This is a genomic window from Xanthomonas sp. 3058 (assembly GCF_014199765.1).
Classification (GTDB): domain Bacteria; phylum Pseudomonadota; class Gammaproteobacteria; order Xanthomonadales; family Xanthomonadaceae; genus Xanthomonas; species Xanthomonas campestris_B.
In genome coordinates this window covers 547,137-563,539 of the sequence record NZ_JACHOF010000001.1, presented here as the reverse complement: position 1 = coordinate 563,539, position 16,403 = coordinate 547,137, and the positions used below count along the sequence as shown (strand labels likewise).

The following is a 16,403-nucleotide window of genomic DNA, read 5'->3' as shown; positions in this document are numbered from 1 at the left end:
ACGACCCGTCGCAGCGACGGTCTTCCTCGCGCCCCTCTGTCCTTTTGCCTGAGAGTTTAAGAACGCGGCCTGGCCATTGGCCTGCCTGCGTTCCGTGCCCCTTCGGCGCCGGCATCGGCCGGTCTCTCCAGAGTTGTACTGCGGATGGTATCGGGCCTGAGCGATTACGGGCTGTTGCGCCTTCGGCAGCGGCAGTGCCGCTTCTCCCACCGTGTTGCAGGCCGATTATAGCGTGGGTGCGCAGCAGCGGGCGGACTCGCCGGACCAGTGGCGCGCTCCCCCTACTTGGGCTTGCTTAACCTTGTATCTACGAGCGCCTATCATCTCGGCCTTGTGCTCATTCCGGCGGCGCAGCGAGCGCCCATCGGCGTGGTGCGCCTTCGATGCACCACGTTTCGGATTCCTGCATGCCCCCCATCACGCCTTCCACCCGTCGCATGGCGCTGCTGCTCGCCGGGCTGGCGATGTTCGGCCCGTTTTCCATCGACACCATTTTCCCGGCGTTCTCGCGGCTCAGCCGCAGCCTGGCGGTGGACGAGGTGGCGATCCAGCAGACTATCAGCGTCTATCTGCTCGCCTACGGGCTGATGAGCATCGCGCACGGTCCGCTGTCCGACGCCTGGGGCCGTAAGCGGGTGATCCTGGGCGGGCTGGTGCTGTTCGTCGCCGGCTCGGTGGGCTGCGCGCTGTCGCAGGACCTGCCGACCTTGCTGGCGTTCCGCGCGTTGCAGGGGCTGTCGGCTGGGGTGGGCATGATCGTCGGGCGGGCGGTGATCCGCGATCTGTTCCAGGGCGCGGATGCGCAGCGGCTGATGAGTCAGGTGTCGATGATCTTCGGTATCGCACCAGCGATCGCGCCGATCATTGGCGGCTGGATCCTGCTCAGCGGCGCTGGCTGGCCGCTGATTTTCTGGTTTCTGGTGGCCTTCGGGCTGGTGCTGCTGGTCGCGACCATGACCTGGTTGCCGGAAACCCATCCGCTGGACGCGCGCACGCCGCTGCAGCCCAAGCGCCTGCTGCACGACTACGTGCGGATCGGCTTCAATCCACGCTTCCAACGTTTGGCGGCGGCCGGTGCGTTCAACTTCGCCGGCATCTTTCTGTATATCGCCTCGGCGCCGGTGCTGATCATGCGCCACCTGCACCTGGGCGAAGGCGACTTTGCCTGGCTCTTCATCCCCACCATCGGCGGCATGACGCTGGGCTCGTTCCTGTCCGGGCGCATGGCCGGCAGCATGGACCCGGTGCGGCAGGTCCGCATCGGCTTCATCTGCTGCGGCGTGGCGGCGTTGGCGAACCTGGGCTACACCATGACGGCGGCGCAGATCGCCCTGCCATGGGCAGTGTTGCCGATCTTCCTGGCCGGCATGGGGATGGCGCTGATCTTCCCGATCCTGGCGCTGGCGGTGCTGGACATGTACCCGCAGCAGCGCGGCCTGGCGTCCTCGCTGCAGGCCTTCACCCAGCTGATGACCAACACGCTGGTGGCCGGGGTGCTGTCGCCGCTGCTGAGTGAACACCCGCGCCATCTGGCGATCGGCATGACCGGTTTTTTCTTGCTGGGCTGGCTATTCTGGCGCTGGGAGCGCCGCAGCGGCCGCCGTCTACGCCGCCGCCAGGCCGAAGAGGCACTGCCTCTGGAGCCGGCCGACCACCTTTGACCCTACAGGAGCCCGCATGTCCACCGATTCCAAGTTGCGCCGCGATGCCCGCAAGCGCGCCACCGAGCGCCAGCGCAACCAGGCCGCCGCCAAGGCCACGGCCGACTCGCCGATCGAGGCGCATGCCGAACTGCGCGACCAGCAACGCACGCTGCTGGCCGGCATCGTGCGCCGCGACGGCGAATGGGTGCTGGGCATGGATGGCCGCATCGCTGGCGAAAGCACCAGCGCCGCGCAGGTGTTGACGCTGATCATGCGCGCGGCCGAGTTGCACGAGCGCCAGGGCACGCCGGTGCGGCTGACCTACTCGGACGCGCTGAAAGATGCCGCGCATGCCGAGGCCCAGGCCGATGGCATGGAGTTCGAGCAGTTCAAGGCCCGCTTGAGCGAACGCTTGCAGGGTGGCGCGAAGCTCAATTGAGTCACCCTCGCTGTGTGCCTTTGCTGGCACGGTGAGGTCTGCGGCGTTCAGGACGGATCACCGGGTTGCTGCGCCTGCTGCAAGGGTGTGCAGCCGGCCGGTTCTAGGTCTGGTGCGTAGGCGCTGCCTTGCAGGTGTGTCGCGCGGCATCACTGGCTAGCCAGCCGAGCATCGTTCTCGCTCCAGCGCACGGGGCCAACACCGTGGTTGGCCACACATGTGATCGAAGTTCTTCGATCTGGGCATTCAGGTGCAACTCCCCGGCGCGCTGTCTCAGCGCGCCTGTGCCTGTCGCTGCGTTTCCTGCTGCGACTGCGCAGCGGCGTCGCGCTCGGTGCCGGGTTCCAGCGCCTGCAGACGCTGCAGGCTGGCTGCCACAGGCGCCTCCTGCACCGCCTTGGCATCGAAGCTGCCCCGCAGATGCGCTGGCGAGTCGAGTGCTCCCTGCACCACGAAACCGCGTGCAGGATCGTTGCCGAGCAGCACGTGATCGACCCGCTGCAAGCCATTTTCGCGTGCGGCCACCACCGACCCCAAGGCCAGGCGTTCGCTATCCATCCCGGCTGCGGGGCCGGGTGCCGCTTGCAGGCGCTCCACGGCCGCGGTGCATTGCTGCAGCAAGGCATGATCCGGGTGCGCTGCATCGCGCGGGTCCGGGAGCGTCGGGGTGGCGTCCGTCGGCCGCGGCAGTACGGTGGCATCGACACGCTGCAGCTGGCCGTCGTATGTCCCGTCGGCGCCGTCGGCGATGCGCTGCAGCCGTTCGGCGAACGCATAAGGCGATCCACCCACGTTGCGGGCCATCGCGATGGCGAACTGCTCGGGCGACTGCGTCGGGGCGTTGCGGTCGCCGACCAGCGCGGTCAGCGTGCTGCCTCCGATCTTGCCGGCGTCGGCGCTGGCGCGGGTCTGCTCCAGCAGCGCCTGCATCTGCACCTCGTTGAATTCCAGCGTGGTCTTCTGCCCTGGCGCGATTGCGCCGGTGCCCGTCATCTTGCCGCTCAACGCGCTGTTGAGGGTCTGCGCGATCGCCTTTTCCTCGCTGGCCTCGTTGCGCCCGCCCAGGCGCTGCAACAAGCCCGGGGCGGCGACGTCGCCATCGATCTCGAAACGGTAGCTGCGTTCCTGCACGCGTTCGGCATCGTTGCCGTCGTACTGGCGCACGATCGTCAGCGGCACGTTGTCGGCGTATTGCAGTTGCTGCACTACCGTGTAGCCGTCCTGGCCCGGCGTGCTGATGCGCACCTGGCTGCCCTGGTTGCGGTTGCCGGCAACATCGGCGCTGAGCGGGCCCAGTTCCAGCTGCAAGCGCTGCTGTGAGCTGAAATTGATCCGCTCCAGCGTCTGCATCTCGTCGACGCCGGGCACGCCCGGGGCCATCTTGCCCTCGCGCACGAACTCGCCCATGGCCGCGCGCGCACGCGGATCGGACAGGTCGAACTGCGCGCTCTGCACCCGCGAATGGCCCAGTGAGTCGGCGACTCCGAGCAGGGCCTGCGCCGTTCCCACCTTGAAGCCAACCGCGTTCACTGCCTCGATGGCTGCGTTAGGCCCGGTCACTACACGCACGTGGCGCTCGTCCACACGCTCGATCAGGTAACTGCGGCCGCTGGCTTCGGTGATCTCGCTCTGCATGGCGAGGTGTTGCAGACTCGCCGAGGCATCGCGCTGGGTGTAGGTCTGCGTGTCCATCACCGCGCGCGCGCCGATCGGCAGGCTCTCCGGCTGCAGCGGATTGACGCGTGTGGCAGCCTCTGCAGGCTGGTCGACGCCGGGCAGCGTCAGTGAATAGCGCATGCGCTGCCCGGCACTGACGCTGGCTTCGATGTCCAGCTTGCCGTTGCCGAGCTTGGTCTGCAGGCTTTGCTGCTGGCCGGTGCGTGCGTCGGCCTCGAGGTTGAAGGTGGTGGTCTTCGCGTCGGGATCGCTGAGCTTGCCCAGGGCTAGCGCGCTGCTGGTGCGCAGGCTGTTCTCACCCAACGACTGGGTTTTACTGCCGTTGCTCTGCTCGCTGGTCTGCGAATACTTGACCGACTGCTCTGCCGGGGTGGCCGTGACCGTGCCGCTAGCCAGTTTCGTCGCGTATTCGCTGTTGGGGCTGCTATAGGTCGGGTCGAACGCGCGATCGTTCGCGTCGTCGATAAACTGCTTGTTGCGGTCCACGTCGCGCGGGTCCGGGCCGGTGGAGGCGTTGTTCATTGGATGCGTCCTGCATGCTGCGCCGATGCAGCGGGTGCGCAGTATATCGCCGGTGTTTTATGCGGTTATCAAATCGATGTTATGTGGCGGCCAATGGTGACGGCCGTCGCATGCGGCAGCGAAAGCGGCGCGTCAGTGCGTCGCGGCAGGCGCGGGCGCGTTGCTGGTGGCAGCGGGCGTACTCGCCTGCCAGCCGCACAATTTGCCCTGGTTCTGCTGCTTCAACCACTCGCTCATCGGTGCGAAATATTCCAGCATCGGGCCGGCATCCAGTCGCTCGTTGCCGGTGAGTTCCTTCAGCGTGGTCTGCCAGGGTTGGCTGGAACCACGTTGCAGCATCGACCAGAACTTCTGCCCGGCGTCCTTGTTGCCGTAGAAACTGCACTCGTACAACGGGCCTTGATGGCCGGCGGCTTCGCACAGGCCCTTGTAGAACTGGAACTGCAGGATATGCGCCAGAAAATAGCGCGTGTATGGCGTGTTGCCCGGCACGTGGTACTTGGCGCCGGCATCGAAGAAATCTTCGCCGCGCGCGGTCACCGGCGCTACGCCCTGGTATTTGGCTTTGAGCTGCCACCAGGCCTGGTTGTAATGCTCGGGAGGAATCGAGCCGTCAAACACACCCCAGCGCCAGCGGTCGATCATCAAGCCGAACGGCAGAAAAGCGACCTTGCTCAGCGCCATGCGCATCTGCGAATTGATCAGCGCTTCGCGGCCGGTCTGCTGTTCGCCCACCATGCCGATGGACTGCAGATACTTGGGCGTCATCGCCAGCACGATGGTGTCGCCGATCGCTTCGTGGAAGCCATCGTTGGCGCCGTTTTGAAACAGCGGCGGCAGCGGGTTGTAGGCCAGGTCGTAGTAGAGGTGGCCGAGCTCGTGATAGATGGTGGTGAAGTCTTCCTCGGTCGGCTTGATGCACATCTTGGTGCGCACGTCGGCGCCGATGTTCTGGTTCGGCTCGCCACCCATGTTCATGTCCCACGCGCTGGCATGGCAGACCACGTCGCGGTCCAGCGGCTTGATGAACTGCGAGCGCTGCCAATAGGTGTCGGGCAGTTTGGGCATGCCCAGCGAGGTGTAGAAGTCCTGCGCGCGCTCGGTCATCTGTTTTGCGCTGCGCAGCTGGGCTTCGCGTTCGGCGTTGAAGCGTGCCGCGGCGTCGCCGTCGCTGCCGTTAGCGGCCACGTTGCGGGCCAGTACTGCGCTCAGATTGCCCTGGTACTGTTTTTCCAGCGCGGAGGTGATGTCCAGATCGCCGGCACCCGGGTATGGCTGCAGCAGATCCCATAGATTGCTCCAGTCCTGCTGCCACATATTGCCCATCAGATGCGCCGGCAGCATGCCGCCGGCAACCTCGCCCTTGTCCTTGCCGTACTGCGTATCGAGCTTGCCGCGTGCGTAGCACTGCAATTGCGCGTATAGCGGTTTGACCTGTTCCCACAGGCGGTCGGTCTCGCTGACCAGTTGTGCCGGCGGCATGTCGTAACCGCTGCGCCACAGCACGCCGACATCGGCAAACCCCAGCGCGCGCGCGCCCTCGTTGGCGAGCTCGACAAAGCGCTGGTAGTCCTTGCGCATCGGCTGGGCGGTGCCATGCCAGCCCTGCCAGGCGTCGAGTTGTTCGTTGTAGTCGCGGCTGCTGGCCAGCACCTGTTCCAGTTCGCCGAGTTGGCGGCAACGGCGTTGTTCGCCATCGCCCACGCAATACCGGCCCGCGCCGTAGTCGCCTTCCATCTTGGCCGCGATCCGGGTCAACTCGGCCAGCTTGGCCGGGTCGCGCGGCGCCGGCAGGGCGCTCATCAATTTCAGCAGTTGCAGCGCACGCGCGCTGTCGGCGGACATCGGGGTGCCGGCGTACTGCGCGGATTGTTCGATCCAGCGATCCAGCTGCGCCATCGAACGCTCGTTGGCCTTGGCCGCCAGAAGCTGCGAGTCGCCGTTGATATAGGTCGACGACAGCCACTGCGCCGCAGTGACTTCCGGGTAGGCGGCCTTGTACTCGGCGCTGATACGCGCAACGAATTGGTCGGCGCTTTCGGCAGGCGCGGTCTTGGTCGCGGCCGGTGTGGCCGGCGGCGCGGCGTCCTTGCGGCAGGCCGACAGCGATAGCGTGCCGGCGGCGACAGCCAGTGCCAGCAACAGCAGACGAGGATTCACGGGTGGTCCTTGCAGTGAAGTCCGGCGAAGGCTAGAGCGCGCGAGGCTTCAGGGCAAGCAGCGCTTCACGGCAAGCGCTGCCGCTGCCGATGCCACTCAGCGGCGGACAATCCCGCCGCTGGCGGTGCAAAACGCTCAGCCTTTCCCCGTGCACTGCGCGAACACATCGCGTTCGCGCGCATACACGCTGGTCTTGACCTGCATCAGGCCGAGCACCGAGGGAAACAGCGCGTCCTGGTCGGTGTACTGGCCGGCACGGTGGCGCAGGCAGGCCTGGTCCAGGCCGCGGTCGCGCGCAAACTCCGGCGAGAACCACATCACCATCGGCACGTGGGTCTGCTCGCTGGGGGCGATCGCATACGGCACGCCATGCAGATACAGGCCCTTCTCGCCCAGCGATTCGCCGTGATCGGACAGATAGATCATCGCGGTGTCGTAATCGGACAAACTGCGCAGGGTGTGGATGGCCTGATTGAGGAAATGGTCGGTATAGCCGATGGAATTGTCGTAGGCGTTGACGATGTCCTGACGGCTGCAACTGCCCAGGTCGGCAGTCCTGCACACCGGCTTGAAGCGCTCGAACTGCGCCGGATACCGCTCGAAATAGCTGGGGCCGTGGCTGCCGAGTTGATGCACCACCACCACGCGGTCGCCGGGCTTGGCACGCACTTGCGCGGCCAGATCGCGGAGCAGGATCTCGTCCATGCAGCGGCCATCGGCGCACAGGCCCGGGGTGGTGGCGTCATCCAGCTTCTGGATCTCCAGGCCATCGCACACGCCCTTGCAGCCGGACTGGTTGTCGCGCCACAGCGTGGAAATGCCGGCGTGTTCAAGCACGTGCAGGAACGATTGGTGGCCGCGGATCATGTCTTCGTTGTAATCGCGGCGGCCGAACGGCGAGAACATGCACGGCACCGACACTTCGGTGCTGGTGCCGCACGAATGCATGTCCGGGAAATTGATCACGCCCGCCTGCGCCAGCTCCGGCGTGGTCTGGCGTGCATAGCCATTGAGGCCCCAGTTCTGCGCACGTGCGGTTTCGCCCAGCACCAGCAGCAACAGGCGTGGACGGCTGCCAGCAGCGCGCGGCGTTGCGGTGGCATCGTGTTCGACCGGTTGCTTGGGCGCATGCTTGATCGGCGAATCGGATTTGAGGTCCTGCCGCAACGCGACGATGTAATTGATCGGCGTGGCCAGATAACGCACCTCGCGGTGATTGCGCATCAATGCGGAAATATCCTGGAACGACAGCATCGTGCCGGCTGCGCCGACCGCTGCGACGGCCAGCAGGAAGCCTGCGCGGATCGCCAGCGCCTTGCCGGTGCTGCGTGCGCGCAAACGTATGCGCCACACCAATGTCGTCGGAATCAGGAAGTAGCACACCATCGGCAGGATCAAGCCGGGCGTCAGCAATTCGCGCGATTCCTTGTGGTCGGTATGCAGCACGTTGCGCAGCATGTCCGCATCCAGATAGACGTTGTAGCTGTTCATGTAGTGCGCGGCCAGCGCGGTGGTGAACAGCAGCAGGGTCAACAGCGGTTTGGCGTTCCAGCGCCACACCAGCAGACCCAACAACAGTGCGTGCACGGCGACCAGCAGCGCCAACAACGACATGGCAAACCCGACACTGCCCGGGTGCGTGGCCATTGCCGAGCGCCAGAACAGCTGATTGCATACCAGTGCGAAGAACAGGCTCGACAGCAATACCAGGATTTCGGTCGACAGCGTCGGCCGCGTACTCCATGCGCGCACGCGCAGCCCGCTACGTCCGCGCGGTTGCGGTTCCGGTAGCCAGGTGCTCATGCTGCATCCCCCGATGGCAACATCGCATCAGACGCACGATGCGGACGAGCCAGCATCACGCAGTACAACGCCAGTGCCGTCAGCCAGCACACTGCCAACGACCACACATCGTGCGAGACAAAATGCGCGCCACGCAGTTGCTGCGCAACGCCGAAAATGAGACCTGCCACCAAGCCTACGCACAAACCTGGAACGCGCCACGCAGGACGCAGCGACAACGCACAGAAATACAGCGCAACCCACGCATATCCGGCACTGGCATGTCCGGCCGGAAAACAACCGGACGCGGCCATGCCGTGGCGTGATTCGAACAAGCCGATCATTGCCTGCGTGCCGCCATACCGGCTCAGATCCCACGGGCAATCCATCGCCGTCCACGACTTGAGCAACGACACCAGCGAGGTCGACAAGGCGACCGATGCGGCCAGATAGGTGAGCGGCCAACGCAGCACGCGCAAACGCGGCCTGCACCAGGCAGCCACCGCCAGAATCACGACGCTGACACCCGCCGCCGTGCTCAAGCCTCTACCGATGCGATGAATCACGCCGCTGGTGAACCAGTGGTCCTTGAGCAGCCAGTGGCCGCCTTCCATCCGGTACAGCGCATCGGCAATCCATTGGTCGCCGCTGGCGCCCATCAACAACGCGCTGAGCAACAGCACACCCGTCAGCGGCATCCACAGATGGCGAACAAAAAAGCGCGCCCGCACATCAGGGGCGGTGCGCGCCAGAACTGGCGCATGGACGGGAAGCGTGCTCATCGGGATGTCGGCCTGTGTCATTGCCCGGCATCTTCGAAACCCGGATGTCGGAGAGCGGTCGGACCGGAGTTGCCCAGCCGTTAACCCGACACCAAGCGTTCAGTCTGTATCGCCGTCGCTACCGGTTTGTTCGGTGTCGGACGCAGTGGCGATGCAACCGGCATGCCATGCGGTGCCCGGCACCAATTGCCATTGATTGCGATTGGATTCGCCGATGTCGATGCGTTGCGCCGGATCGATACACGCCGGTACAGCCTGCCTGAGCACGAACAACCAGCGCTTTTCCGGCGCCTGCGCAAGCCACGGGCCTGCCTTGTCCCATTGCTGCTGCCAACTCGCCTTGAAGCCGAAGTCGGTCACTGCGCGGTCGGCCTGCAGCAGGTTCTGCTCGCGCCAGGCCAGCATGCCCAACTCGGCATCCGGGCCGATACGCTGGCCGACGCGCTGCATCAGCCGCGCGGACGAACTGTAAGGGTCCAGTGCCGGCATCAAGCCCAGGCCGTACACGATCCACAGCGCCGCCGTCATGGCCACCACCGCGGTGCCCGCGCGGCGGCCGCGCGACCACGCCAACACGGCAAGGCCAACGATGCCAAGACCGATCAGCCAGAACCCTACCGACTGCAACGACGCAAGCGCCATGCCGCGTTTTAGCGCGGTGTTTTCCGCCCAATGCAGATGCAGCGCGATGCCGCTGCCCAGACTCAGGCCGGCAAGTGCAAGCAGCAGCACATAGCCATTGAGCAGCGCACGCACACCGCGTCGGCGCAACAGCCCGGCCAGCAGCGGCGCTGCCGCCATGCACAGCGCGGGCAGCATCGGGAAGAGATAGACCTCGCGCTTGCCCGGGCTGGCGCTGAAGAACAGCAGCACCAACACGCTCCACGCCAGCAACAGCACATAACGCGGGTCGCCGCGGCGCAACCGGCGCCACCATGCCGGCAGCAGCCACGGCAACAACAGGCAGCCCGGCAACCACAGCGTGGCGATCACCTGCAGGTAGTACCAGGCCGGTTTGACGTGATGCCATGCGTGCGCATACCGCGTGCCGGTCTGCTTGAACAACAACTCGTGCGCGTACGCGTGCAGTTGCGGGTTATCGCCATGCAGCAGCGCGATGCCCAGCGGTCCCAGCCACACCGCGGTGCCAGCCAGGAATGCCGGCAGCACCAGCAACCAGCTGCGCCCGGCCTGCGCACGCGCCGGCAGCACGCTCCAATGCCGGCGCGGCAACGCCATCCATGGCAGCAACAGCAGCAGCGGCAGGAAACCGACGCCCTTGGTCACCGTGCCGACGCCGGCGGCGAACACCCCCAGCGTCCACGCGCGCCAATCCGGCCCGCGCAGCACATGCCGCAGCAGCCCCCACAGCGACAGCGTGGTCAGCGCCACCAGCACCATGTCGATCTGCGCGCGCTTGGCCATCAGGCCGAACTGCAGCACCGCAAACAACGCCAGCACCGCATATCCCGCCACGCGCCGATTCCACAGCCGGCGGGTCATGTCCCAGGTCAGCCACAGCGTTGCCAGCGCGGCCAGCAGCGAGGGCAGCAGAAACGCAACCGGCCAGTGCGGCACCAGCGCATGGCTCGCCGCCTGCAGCCACATGAACACCGGCGGCTTTTCCGCGTACAGCTCGCTGCCACGGTGCGGCAGCAGCCAATGGCCGCTGTCGACCATGGTGCGTGCGGCCAGCACAAAGCGCGGCTCGTCCGGCGGATTGGGTTGGCGTAGCCCGAGCCCGGCCAGCAGGCTGACAACGATCAGCAGCAATGCGGCAAGCAGCGCGCGCCGACGCGGGACAGAGGCAGAGCTGGCAGGCGACACGCGCACGCCCCGATCAAAAGGGGCAGAACGATAGCTGGCAAGCAGGTCGGAATGTTGTCGGAATGCGTGCCAGCCCGCCTGGAGCGGTCGGGTTTGGCTCGCCTCGGTTAGGATGCGCACACCGTCCCTGTCGGGGCGCTCTGGAAACGCGCTCATGCGGCTGCTGGTCATCGAAGACAACCGCAATATGGTTGCCAACCTGTTCGACTATTTCGAAGCACGCGGGCACACCCTGGACGCGGCGCCCGATGGCGTCACTGGCCTGCATCTGGCCACCACCCAGCAGTACGACGTGCTGGTGCTGGACTGGATGATGCCGCGCATGGACGGACCGGAAGTGCTGCGTCGGCTGCGCGAACAGCACCAGTCCGAGTTGCCGGTGATCATGCTCACCGCGCGCGACGAACTGCCCGACAAGATCGCCGGCTTCCGTGCCGGTGCCGACGATTACCTGACCAAACCGTTCGCGCTGCCCGAGCTGGAAGTGCGCATCGAGGCCTTGCTGGCGCGTGCGCAAGGTCGCCGTCGCCGCAAGCTGCTGCAGGTGGCCGACCTGCGTCTGGATCTGGCGACGCTGGAAGCCACCCGCGCCGGGCAGGCACTGCATCTGTATCCGGCCTGCCGCAAGTTGCTGGAAGTGCTGATGCAGGCCAGCCCCGCTGCCGTCACCCGGCAACGGTTGGAGCAATCGCTCTGGGGCGACGAGCCGCCCGATGGCGACATGCTGCGCTCCCACATCTACGAATTACGCCGTAGCGTGGATGGCCCGTTTGCGCAGAAGTTGATCCACACGCTGCCGCGCCTGGGGTATCGCCTGGCGGCGCTGGAGGATGGCGGCGAGCCTGCCAATGGCGACTGCAACGATGGCTAGGCAGCGCCCGTTGGGTCGTCGCGTCGTGGCGTGGTTGTTTGGCTATACGCTGTTGATGACGCTGGCGGTGTTCGGCACTGCGCAGTATCTGCACGAACGCGCCGAACACGGGGTCTGGCGCTCGCTGTTGAATTCGGAACTGAACAGCATCCTGGACCGCAGCGCGCAGAATCCGGACTACCGTTGGCAGGATTCGGACACCTTGCGGCTGTACCGCGTCGACGACAGCGCGGCGGTGCCGCCGGTGCTGCGCACCTTGCATCCGGGGTTGCACGACGGGCTGTCAATCGCCGGTCGCCGGAGCGCGGTGATGGTGCGCGACACGGCGCACGCCGGGCGGCTGGCATTGGTGCTGGACATCACCGACTTCGAGGCGCTGGAACACTTCATCACCCGCTGGATGCTGGCCGCAGGCGTTGCCTTGATCGGTGTCACCTTGTTGATGGGCACCTATGCGATGGCGCGGCTGGTGCGCCCGCTGGTCGAGCTGGCGCGCGATATCGGCGCGCTGCGCCCGGAGCGGCGCTCGCAACGCATTGCAGTCGGCGCGCAGGGCAGCGCCGAGCTGTACGTGATTGCCGATGCGCTCAACGACTACCTGGATCGCAACGGGCAGTTCGTCGAGCGCGAGCGCGCCTTCATCGACAGCGCCAGCCACGAGTTGCGCACCCCGATCGCGGTGATCGGCAATGCCGCCGAACTGGCGCTGGAGCAACCCGGCACACCGCAGGCGGTACGCCATCAGCTGGAGCGCATTGCGCAGACCAGCGGTGCGGTAGAACAGCTGATCACCTTGTTGCTGGTATTGGCCAAGGATCCCGGCCGGCTGACGCGCAACAGCGATGCCGTGCGCCTGGACCAGCTGCTGCCGGACATCGTCGCCGACCACGCGCACCTGTGCGCAGACAAGGATCTGCAGGTGGTCATCGACACGCTGCCGCCGTGCAGCCTGACCGCACCGGTGGCGATCGTGCAGACCGCCATCGGCAATCTTCTGCGCAATGCGATCGAAAACAGCGATCGCGGCATCATCCATGTCTCGCTCAGTGCACCCGGCGTGGTGCGCATCGCCGACCCGGGCCACGGCATGACGCCGGAGGAAATCAGTGCGATCTATGCGCGCCTGGCGCGCGGCAATGCGCGTCAGGGCAACGGCATCGGGTTGGAGCTGATCGGGCGGCTCTGCGAGCACCTGGGCTGGCATCTGAACCTGGATTCCAATGCAGGGCAGGGCACGGTGGCCACGCTGGATCTGTCTGGCGCGATGGCTGCGACGCGGCTGGTGCAGGACTAGGCGCGCCTGGCGCTTTGGGCGCTGCGCTGGATCGTCCAGCCGACGATCAGGCTGGCAACAACCCGCGCTCGCGCAGCCAGCTGCGCGCATTTTCCGCGTCCTGTTCGAACCATGCGCGTGTGGACCCGAGCCGATAGGTGTAGCCCCAGGTGTCCATGTCGGCCATCAGGCGTGCGCTGCCTACGCCCGGCAACTGATCGGCCAGCAAGATCTGCAGGTAACAGGTGGCATCTTCTTCATCCACCGAGTCGGTGGCATCGGTATGCACCGCAGCGCGCTTTTCTGCCGGCAAGACGATCAGATGCCCGGCCTCGTGCAGCAGCGAATGCACCGGCGTGTCGTCGCGCACGTACACGTCGCAGCCGATGATGCCCGCTTCCGGCTCGCCCCAGAAACTGCCCGGTATCGGTGCCCCGGTCTCCACGCGATGCAGGCGCAGGCCATAACGGGCGAGCAGGGCGTTGGGTGCGTCCAGGCCGATATCGCCCACGCATAACACGGCGGCAGACCCGGAGCTGGAAGAAGAGTCGATGGTCACGCGGGAGAGCTCGCGGTCGATGGACGCCGCAGCGCTGCGGCAGGGCAGACACGATGACGGCACTGGACGAACCGCGTGCCATCAGAATGCATTGAGTTCACTGACACCAGGCAGCAGGCAATCGCTTGCACGGACAGGTGCGTAGACATCCAGGGTGGCATGGCCGTTTCGCTTCCCAACCCGCAGCGCATCAACCGGCGTTCGCGCAAGCATGGATGTTGCCAGCGGTAAAAACGGCACCGTGCGTAGACGGTGCCGTCGAAGACGCTTACTTGTCGCCGTCTTCCGGCAAGGCGACCGAGATATCCAGCACGTCGTGCTCGCCATCCTTGACCAGATCCACCCGCACCGCATCGGCGTCGATGTTGACGTACTTCTTGATCACTTCCAGCAATTCGCGCTGCATCAGCGGCAGGTAATCCGGCCCGCCGCGGTGGTTGCGCTCTTGCGCAATGATGATCTGCAGGCGGTTCTTGGCCGTCTCGGCGGTGTTCTTCTTGCTCTTGAGAAAATCGAGCAGGCCCATGCTTACCCTCCGAACAGCTTGCTGAAGAAGCCTTTCTTCTCCACGGATATGAATCGCATCGGGCGCTCTTCGCCCATGATGCGGGCGACTGCGTCGTCATACGCCTGGCCGGCCGGGGACTCGGCATCCAGGATCACCGGCTCGCCCTTGTTGGAGGCATTGAGCACGTCGCCGGATTCGGGAATCACGCCGATGGCCTTCAGGCCAAGCACTTCTTCCACGTCGGTGATGCTGAGCATCTCGCCGCCTTCCACGCGGCCCGGGCTGTAGCGGGTCAGCAGCAGGAACGCCGGCACGGTCTTGCCTTCCTCGGCCTTGCGGGTCTTGGAATCGAGCAGGCCGATGATGCGGTCCGAGTCGCGCACCGAGGACACCTCGGGGTTGACCACCACCACCGCGCGGTCAGCGAAGTACATCGACAGGAACGCGCCCTTTTCGATGCCGGCCGGCGAATCGCAGACGATGTACTCGAAGCCGTCGGCGGCAAGATCCTTGAGCACTTTTTCCACGCCGTCCTGGGTCAGCGCGTCCTTGTCGCGGGTCTGCGAGGCAGCCAGCACGTACAGGTTGTCGAAGCGCTTGTCCTTGATCAGCGATTGCTTGAGCGTTGCTTCGCCATGCACGACGTTGACGAAGTCGTACACCACGCGCCGCTCGCAGCCCATGATCAGGTCCAGGTTGCGCAGACCGACGTCGAAGTCGATGACGGCGACCTTCTTGCCGCGCCGTGCCAGCCCGCAGGCCAGGCTCGCGCTGGTGGTGGTCTTGCCGACGCCGCCCTTGCCGGAGGTGACTACGATGATTTCAGCCAAAGGATTTCTCCGAAATATTTCTGTGGTTGGGCTGCGTCAGTCCAGCGCAGCGATCTTGATCTGATCCTGCTCCAGCCAGACCTGGACGGCCTTGCCACGCAGGTCCATGGGAACATCGTCCAGCACCTTGTAGTGGCCAGCGATGGCGACCAGTTCGGCGTGGAAGTCGCGGCAGAAGATGCGCGCGTCAGGGTTGCCCTGCGCGCCGGCCAAAGCGCGGCCACGCAGGGTACCGTAGATATGGATGCTGCCGTCGGCGATGACCTCGGCCCCGGCACCCACCGTACTGAGTACGGTCAGGTCGCAGTTCTCCGCGTACAGCTGCTGGCCCGAGCGCACCGCGTTGCGTTGCATGCGGCCAGGTGCGGGCCGCGCGGCCGGCGTTGCAGGTTCGGCGCGCGCAGGGGGCGGCGGTGGAGGCGGCGGGCTGACTGCCGTCGGTTCGTATTGCGCACGGAACTTGGCCAGCAACGGCACGCCGAGCTGCTGCGAGAGCAGGTCGATCTCGCTGGTGCCGTAGGCCAGCGCCACCGGCAGCACGCCGGCATCGCGCAGGCCGTCCAGCAGCGCCTTGGCGGTGGTTACGTCCGGTAGCTGCGAGAGTCCGCCGAAATCCAGGATCACCGCCGCGCGCCCGAACAGCTTCGGCGCACGCGACACGCGCTCGCGCATCTCCTGCACCAGGCGCGGCACGTCCAGCGTGCGCACGCGCAGATTGGCGATGCCCACCTGGCCGATCTTCAGTTCGCCGGCTTGTTCAAAATCTACATTCACGCTAGCCACGCCTCAGCTCCCCGTCGACGGGTTGTCGGTGGTGGCGGCATGACGCGGCCGGCCGACCCACGGCAACTGCTCGGGCAACTTGCCGCCATAGGTCTCCTTGACCCACGGATAGCTGCACATGTCTTTCATCAGCATGCTGGCGCGCACGTCCACGTCGGCCATGGTGTTCTGGCCGACCTCGCGGAAGCCGAAGCTGCCATGGAACAGCAGCGCCGCGTCGGCGCCGTGGTCCAGGAACACCTCGCAAGCCAATTGCGGGTAACGCAGCTCGGTGTAGCTCTGCACGTCGGCATAGAACGCACGCCCGACGCCACCACCGCGACGGCGGCTGGCGACCACGATGCGGTCGATGTAGAAGAATTCCGGGTGACGGTCCCGGAACCAGGCGAAATTGCTGCTGTCATGGGCACTGCCACTGCCGAACCCGACCAGGAACCCGGCCAGGTTGCCGTCGCGCTCGGCGACGCGGAAATATTCGGCCTGCGCGTAGAAGCGTTGCAGCTTGGTTGCATCCAGCGGCAGGATTGCCAGTCCGGCATTGTTGTTCAGGGCCAGGACGGAATCGAGCTCGTGCTCGCGCACGTCGCGGATAACGATCGACATTAGGACTCCGTGGGGTAACGCTCTCGATCCGAAATCGGATCTGCGTCGGATTATTACATGCGGGGCCTGCAGCGGCGACCGGTGCGTGCTGTCCGACGCGCCTGCGTGCGAGACCGCCGTGCCTGCGCCGCCCGCATGGCGAGG

The 16,403-nt window shown here is 65.8% G+C and carries 14 protein-coding genes and 1 riboswitch; of the genes, 4 read left to right on the top strand and 10 right to left on the bottom strand.

Features of this window, described 5'->3' with window-relative positions; translation table 11 throughout:
- Positions 1–26: 26 nt before the first annotated feature.
- Positions 27–141: riboswitch (glycine riboswitch) on the bottom strand.
- Between the two features lie 266 nt (positions 142–407).
- A complete protein-coding gene (locus GGR61_RS02695; protein ID WP_184408753.1) occupies positions 408–1,661 on the top strand; it encodes a multidrug effflux MFS transporter in 1,254 nt (417 codons plus the stop codon).
- Positions 1,662–1,677: 16 nt separating this feature from the next.
- On the top strand, positions 1,678–2,082 hold the full coding sequence (locus tag GGR61_RS02690; RefSeq protein ID WP_184408752.1) for a hypothetical protein: 405 nt from the start codon (positions 1,678–1,680) through the stop codon (positions 2,080–2,082).
- A gap of 273 nt (positions 2,083–2,355) precedes the next feature.
- Here the strand turns inward: GGR61_RS02690 and GGR61_RS02685 are convergent, their stop codons facing one another.
- From GGR61_RS02685 to GGR61_RS02665, 5 genes are all read right to left on the bottom strand, one after another.
- Positions 2,356–4,281, bottom strand: coding sequence for an XVIPCD domain-containing protein (locus tag GGR61_RS02685; protein WP_184620361.1), 1,926 nt, complete (start codon positions 4,279–4,281; stop codon positions 2,356–2,358).
- 132 nt (positions 4,282–4,413) lie between these two features.
- Positions 4,414–6,441 (bottom strand): M2 family metallopeptidase, encoded by a 2,028-nt coding sequence (locus tag GGR61_RS02680; protein ID WP_184620360.1) that lies wholly within the window; start codon positions 6,439–6,441, stop codon positions 4,414–4,416.
- A gap of 135 nt (positions 6,442–6,576) precedes the next feature.
- Positions 6,577–8,244, bottom strand: a complete 1,668-nt coding sequence (locus GGR61_RS02675; protein WP_184620359.1) for a phosphoethanolamine--lipid A transferase — start codon at positions 8,242–8,244, stop codon at positions 6,577–6,579.
- Positions 8,241–9,005, bottom strand: a complete 765-nt coding sequence (locus GGR61_RS02670) for a phosphatase PAP2 family protein (protein WP_184620358.1) — start codon at positions 9,003–9,005, stop codon at positions 8,241–8,243. Before GGR61_RS02670 ends, GGR61_RS02675 begins: the two co-directional genes overlap by 4 nt.
- 99 nt (positions 9,006–9,104) lie before the next feature.
- Positions 9,105–10,838 carry a glycosyltransferase family 39 protein gene (locus tag GGR61_RS02665; protein ID WP_184620357.1) on the bottom strand — a complete coding sequence of 578 codons (1,734 nt, stop codon included), beginning with the start codon at positions 10,836–10,838 and terminating at the stop codon, positions 9,105–9,107.
- Positions 10,839–10,986: 148 nt separating this feature from the next.
- Between GGR61_RS02665 and GGR61_RS02660 the strand changes: the two genes are divergently transcribed.
- Positions 10,987–11,703, top strand: coding sequence for a response regulator transcription factor (locus GGR61_RS02660; RefSeq protein ID WP_184408745.1), 717 nt, complete (start codon positions 10,987–10,989; stop codon positions 11,701–11,703).
- On the top strand, positions 11,696–12,997 hold the full coding sequence (locus tag GGR61_RS02655; RefSeq protein ID WP_184408744.1) for a HAMP domain-containing sensor histidine kinase: 1,302 nt from the start codon (positions 11,696–11,698) through the stop codon (positions 12,995–12,997). Before GGR61_RS02660 ends, GGR61_RS02655 begins: the two co-directional genes overlap by 8 nt.
- Positions 12,998–13,043: 46 nt before the next feature.
- Here the strand turns inward: GGR61_RS02655 and GGR61_RS02650 are convergent, their stop codons facing one another.
- The 5 genes from GGR61_RS02650 to GGR61_RS02630 all read right to left on the bottom strand — a co-directional run bounded on the left by GGR61_RS02650 (position 13,044) and on the right by GGR61_RS02630 (position 16,259).
- On the bottom strand, positions 13,044–13,535 hold the full coding sequence (locus tag GGR61_RS02650; RefSeq protein WP_184408743.1) for a hypothetical protein: 492 nt from the start codon (positions 13,533–13,535) through the stop codon (positions 13,044–13,046).
- 268 nt (positions 13,536–13,803) lie between these two features.
- Positions 13,804–14,061, bottom strand: a complete 258-nt coding sequence (minE, locus tag GGR61_RS02645; RefSeq protein WP_003484370.1) for a cell division topological specificity factor MinE — start codon at positions 14,059–14,061, stop codon at positions 13,804–13,806.
- A 2-nt stretch (positions 14,062–14,063) separates the two neighbouring features.
- On the bottom strand, positions 14,064–14,873 hold the full coding sequence (minD, locus tag GGR61_RS02640; protein WP_005994582.1) for a septum site-determining protein MinD: 810 nt from the start codon (positions 14,871–14,873) through the stop codon (positions 14,064–14,066).
- 36 nt (positions 14,874–14,909) lie between these two features.
- Complete coding sequence (minC, locus tag GGR61_RS02635; RefSeq protein ID WP_184620356.1) at positions 14,910–15,656, bottom strand: septum site-determining protein MinC; 747 nt, start codon at positions 15,654–15,656, stop codon at positions 14,910–14,912.
- 3 nt (positions 15,657–15,659) lie between these two features.
- Positions 15,660–16,259 (bottom strand): GNAT family N-acetyltransferase, encoded by a 600-nt coding sequence (locus GGR61_RS02630; protein WP_184408741.1) that lies wholly within the window; start codon positions 16,257–16,259, stop codon positions 15,660–15,662.
- Positions 16,260–16,403: the final 144 nt, after the last annotated feature.